This window comes from Allobosea sp. P4_C6, from assembly GCF_056402015.1.
In genome coordinates this window covers 1-1,122 of the sequence record NZ_JBFUIF010000267.1, presented here as the reverse complement: position 1 = coordinate 1,122, position 1,122 = coordinate 1, and the positions used below count along the sequence as shown (strand labels likewise).

Here is a 1,122-nt window from a genome sequence, read left to right as displayed (position 1 = left end):
TCGACGCCCGCTTGCTCAGCAGTTCCGCCAAAGCGCCTGGATCGGACCTCGCGCGGCCTTGAAAGACGACTTTTCCAGATTCATCGACAACGCAAACATCCAGTCCGACATACTGTTTCATGACGACCATCCCGTGCTCAGGCCGGCGCCGCTGCCTGCCGTCCATCACTCTGATGTCATGGCATCGACGGCAGCAATTACGTCATCGTGTGCAAGTTTGCCCCCGTGAGGCGGGGGATCTGGAGTGCGCCCCCTGAGGCGGACAGCGTGACGGCGAGCAATTGACCGGGGAGCCGGGCTTTCGAAGGATGGAAGCCCATGGCCCGACACCGCACCCCCAGCATCGAGTTCAAATGCCAGGTGGCACAGGATTACCTGGCAGGCGAGACGCTCCATAGCCTCGCCCGCCGGCACGACCTGTCACGCAACCTCGTCCGGATCTGGATCCAGAAGWTCGAGGCTGGCGCCTTCGACGACGAGGCAGTCGCCGCCGATACGATCGAAGCCTACGAAGCGCGCATCGCCGCGCTTGCCGTGATCCTTGATGCCTGGTCGCGCAAGGTCGTCGGTTTACGCCATCGGCCGCTCGATCGACGTCAGACTGACGCTGGCCGCGCTGCGCTCAGCTATTGAAAAGCGAAAGCCGCCACCCGGCTGCGTGCATCACACGGACCGCGGGTCGCAATACGCGGCTGGACGCTACCGGCAGGCCCTCGCCGAGCAAGGCCTCGTCGGATCGATGGGGCGTCGCGGCAATCCCTACGATAACGCCAAGGCCGAGAGCTTCATGAAGACGCTCAAGGTCGAGGCCGTCTATCCGATGGCCTACGAGACCTTCGAGGACGTCGCAGCCGACCTTCCGCGCTTCATCGATCAGGTCTACAACACAAGCCGACTGCACTCCGCGCTCGGCTATGTCAGCCCGCAGCAGTTCGAGGATCAACACGCCCGGCTCACGGTCAGATCCGCAGCCTGATCCTGTCTACCGGGAGGGGCGCACCCCAAATCGGGGGGCAATATTGCGCGCCGTTTGACAGTCCGACCCCCAGGTGGCGCTTGCCAGACGCTCGGCGAGCTCGCGAGAGCCGCTGGGCTTCGGCTATCGGCGGTTTATATTTACAC

General features: G+C 63.6%; 2 protein-coding genes and 1 pseudogene. 2 read left to right on the top strand and 1 reads right to left on the bottom strand.

Features of this window, described 5'->3' with window-relative positions:
* Positions 1 to 121 (bottom strand): annotated as a pseudogene (locus AC1DVA_RS28560) (IS110 family RNA-guided transposase); the annotation flags it as partial.
* 197 nt (positions 122 to 318) lie between these two features.
* On the opposite strand from AC1DVA_RS28560, the gene AC1DVA_RS28555 reads away from it, so the two are divergent.
* Both AC1DVA_RS28555 and AC1DVA_RS28550 read left to right on the top strand, forming a co-directional pair.
* The gene (locus tag AC1DVA_RS28555; protein ID WP_476808153.1) at positions 319 to 633 is read left to right on the top strand and encodes a transposase; all 315 of its coding nucleotides are present in this window, start codon (positions 319 to 321) and stop codon (positions 631 to 633) included.
* Positions 545 to 976 carry a transposase gene (locus AC1DVA_RS28550; RefSeq protein WP_476808152.1) on the top strand — a complete coding sequence of 144 codons (432 nt, stop codon included), beginning with the start codon at positions 545 to 547 and terminating at the stop codon, positions 974 to 976. The genes AC1DVA_RS28555 and AC1DVA_RS28550 overlap by 89 nt, the downstream gene beginning before the upstream one ends.
* Positions 977 to 1,122 lie beyond the last annotated feature (146 nt).

What these genes read in the sequence shown, in the direction of transcription:
- AC1DVA_RS28550 (WP_476808152.1), top strand. Translation starts at nt 545, where the DNA reads ATGCCTGGTCGCGCAAGGTCGTCGGTTTACGCCATCGGCCGCTCGATC.